The 3,205-nt window shown below is 43.0% G+C and carries 4 protein-coding genes and 1 tRNA gene; 3 read left to right on the forward strand and 2 right to left on the reverse strand.

Features of this window, described 5'->3' with window-relative positions; all coding sequences use genetic code 11:
• Positions 1-10 precede the first annotated feature (10 nt).
• The 3 genes from A3G19_RS10230 (at position 11) to A3G19_RS10240 (ending at position 1,391) form a co-directional block, all read left to right on the forward strand.
• A tRNA-Ala gene (locus A3G19_RS10230) sits at positions 11-86 on the forward strand.
• 81 nt (positions 87-167) lie between these two features.
• The gene (locus A3G19_RS10235) at positions 168-692 is read left to right on the forward strand and encodes a SurA N-terminal domain-containing protein (RefSeq protein ID WP_294872607.1); all 525 of its coding nucleotides are present in this window, start codon (positions 168-170) and stop codon (positions 690-692) included.
• A gap of 15 nt (positions 693-707) precedes the next feature.
• Positions 708-1,391 carry a TonB family protein gene (locus tag A3G19_RS10240; RefSeq protein ID WP_294872609.1) on the forward strand — a complete coding sequence of 228 codons (684 nt, stop codon included), beginning with the start codon at positions 708-710 and terminating at the stop codon, positions 1,389-1,391.
• Here A3G19_RS10240 and A3G19_RS10245 read toward each other — a convergent pair.
• Both A3G19_RS10245 and A3G19_RS10250 read right to left on the reverse strand, forming a co-directional pair.
• Complete coding sequence (locus A3G19_RS10245; protein ID WP_294872612.1) at positions 1,388-1,783, reverse strand: hypothetical protein; 396 nt, start codon at positions 1,781-1,783, stop codon at positions 1,388-1,390. The two genes, A3G19_RS10240 and A3G19_RS10245, sit on opposite strands and share 4 nt — an antisense overlap.
• 110 nt (positions 1,784-1,893) lie before the next feature.
• On the reverse strand, positions 1,894-3,205 hold a 1,312-nt coding region (locus tag A3G19_RS10250), incomplete at its 5' end, for a hypothetical protein (RefSeq protein WP_294872615.1).

Consider the following 3,205-nt stretch of genomic DNA (forward strand, 5'->3'; position numbering starts at 1 on the left):
CAATATCTTTGGGCCCTTAGCTCAGCTGGGAGAGCGCGTCGCTGGCAGCGACGAGGTCAGCGGTTCGATCCCGCTAGGGTCCACCAACACAATTTTATCCCCCTTATTAACATTTACGTAATCAAACCTCACTATAATATCCTTAATTATTTTCCCAAAGGAACCTTATGAAACTTTCTCTTACACTTGCAGCACTTGTTTTAACCTCTTCATTTATCTACGCCGCTCCCGCTACTCTCGCAACCGTCAATGGCAAAGCGATCACCACAAACGATGCTAACACATTTGTTAGCAAAGCAATGGGGGGGATGAGTTTTGATAAACTCGATGCCAAAATGAAAAGCCAAGTGGTGGAACAACTCGTAAACCAAGAGCTTATTAAAGCTCAAGTGGCTAAAAGCGGTATCCAAAACACCCCTGCTTTTAAAGCGCAATACGCAGCAATCAAAAACGATTTAGCGGTCGATATGTGGATGAAACAGCAAATGGCTAAAATCACCGTGACCGACAAAGAGGCGCAAACGTTTTACGATGCCAATAAAGACAAAATGAAGCAAGGTGATAAAACTGTCCCATTCGAAGCGGCAAAAAAAGAGATTACCCAATTTATCAAATTGGAAAAATTTAAAGCACTCATGAACAAAACAACCGATACCCTTCGTAAATCATCGAAAGTAGAAATTAAACTCTAATATACTTTGGATCACGTGCGCACAACGAACCCTTTTCTAATCTCGGTAGGTATTCACCTAACACTCTTTGCCCTGATGATCGGGGCATTGAGCGTGCTCCATAAAACCATGCCGATGCCGAGCGAAAAGATTAAGCTCAAAATCTTAATGCAACCGGATGAGGCGACCCTCTCGACGCCTGCTATCCAACCGCCACAGCCTATCCCTAAAACGCTCGAACCGACTCCGATATCCAAAGCCATAGAACCTCGCGTTGTTACCATGCCTGCGCCACGTGTCATCACAGAGAACAAACCGATCATCCAAAGCGTTCAACACACGATCCCTGTAGCGGTACCGATTCCCGTGACAAAAACGGTAGATGTTGTACCCGTTGCCACGCCGAAAGCTCCGCCGCCGCCTGTAAAAGAAGAGTATAAATATCCGCATAAAAAAACCGTTGATTTGATACTGTTTCACAACATCAAATGTACTAGGGACATGAATCGTTTTCATCTCAGGGGGAGAGTAATTCTCTCTTTTGATTTGACTCAAAATGGAGAAGCGATCAATATGAAAATTGATGAAAGTTCAGGGAATGAGCGACTTGATCAGGCAGTACAACAACAAATCAAGTCCATCGCTCCTATGTTTCCAAAACCCGATGAAACAGTTTCATTTAGGAAAAATGAATTTGAATTCAAAGGATGCGGAAACTAGCCTCTAGAGGCTAATCCAAGAGCAAGAGATTGTTCGATTTCATGTGCGTGAGTCGGGTTGGAAGTTCTAAGTGTTTTCTCAAACCGCAGTATCAATTTCGAATCGGTTTTAGGGTGGGTGCAGAGAGCTTCCAGCAAATGTTTATAAGAGCTTGAGGTATGAGAAGTGATTGTCCCAAAGCGACTCAGTATCGTATCCACAGCATGGGAAAGCTCTGAAGCACTGGAAGATCGATTTTTGATAACAGCACTGAGCGATTCAAAGGTTTCGACACTTGCGGGAACCTCGGTAACAGCTATTTTATTTTTACTGCTCCAAACGTACAGAGCTACCAAGCCGATGAGGAGAAACAGCAGTCCCACAATCGTGAGGATTAAATTAACAGGTATCATAGTTGGGTTTCTTTAGTAAGTGATATGGGGTGTATTGTAGCGAAAAAGCCATGAAGGAGAATGTCTCCCGCGTAAGCGGGAGAAGAAGGAGAGAATAAAAAGTTAAGCGATTACCATTTAACTTCGGTAGTCAACATATAAACGTCTTTTTCTTTTGCAACGTCGATTGTAGCTGGATTCGATACTTCAGTTTCATCTGTGATATGTTTACCTGATGCGATGAACGATACATTTTTATTGTATTTATACGCCACACCCAAAAGTGTTTGTTTCATGTCTTGAGACTTTGTTTTCACGCCTGTACCTGCTGCAACTGCATCAATGTCACTGACGTCATAACGCGCTAACACTGTCCAATCTTGAATCGGGCGTACTTCAGCATTGATAGACCATCCTTTGTACTCTTTACCGGCTCCGACAGCAGCATTTTGTGCTTTATCTTCTGCAACATAATATTGCGCCGCAAGGAGGAATTCCGGCTGGTTATACACGGCATGGATACCGTAGATTGAACGATCGTATTCAGCTGAATCGTCTTCAAGTACCGCAGCATCTTTATGGTTTTTAGAAATAATACCGTACGTTGATAGATTCGCATACGTATCTTTAGTTACGTCGTTTTTACCCACTTTTTTACCGCTTCCGAGGATATGACCAGTAAGACGCCATTCGAGGGAAAGATCGGTGCTGTTTTCTTGATTCGCCGCAGCTTTATCGGCATGATACCCTTCACCGTTGAAAATACCGATTTCAGATGAGAAGATATCCGTTTTGGTTTTCAAGTTGAAACCAAGGTCAGCCGAGTTGATCAAATCCGGACCGTTATCGGTTGCGTTGGTTTTTTGCTCAAGTGCAACTTTGTTGATTGAACGATATCTCCAAGCATTGTGTTCCTCATAATCGATCCACGGACGGTGAGCAATACCGATTTCTACACCCGTATATGGAAGAACGCTATCCAACCAAAGGTAAGCGTATTTAGCATACATATTAGCATAGCTGGTTGTACTTGTAAGTTCTTTTGTCGTATCCATTGTTACACGGAAATAGTCTTTGTCGTTGAAATACGCTTTTACTTGAACATAGTTACGGCGAAGCTCAAAACCGCGTGAATCATCAACACTAGTACTTCCTGTACGTTCAGGAGAAATTGATGTCAGACCGAAGTAATGAGTACCGCTAAATTCAAGCGTTTTTGCTTTTGATTTAACGTTAACGTATTTTTTCATTGTATCTTTATATTCAGAAAAGCCAGACTCAATTTCACGGTCTGCCATATCAACTGTTTTCGCATCTACGAAATCGCCCATCTCAACACGGCCTTCGCCCGGAGTTGTAAACACTTGTCCTGTTTTAGGATCACTGTAAAGGGTCAACGCATCGGCTGATGCGATACCGCTAATCATCGCCGCAGCAAGGGCA

The sequence above is a fragment of the Sulfuricurvum sp. RIFCSPLOWO2_12_FULL_43_24 genome, assembly GCF_001829605.1.
In the GTDB taxonomy this organism is placed as follows: Bacteria; Campylobacterota; Campylobacteria; order Campylobacterales; family Sulfurimonadaceae; genus Sulfuricurvum.

What these genes read in the sequence shown, in the direction of transcription:
- A3G19_RS10235 (WP_294872607.1), top strand. Translation starts at nt 168, where the DNA reads ATGAAACTTTCTCTTACACTTGCAGCACTTGTTTTAACCTCTTCATTT.
- A3G19_RS10245 (WP_294872612.1), bottom strand. Translation starts at nt 1,783, where the DNA reads ATGATACCTGTTAATTTAATCCTCACGATTGTGGGACTGCTGTTTCTC.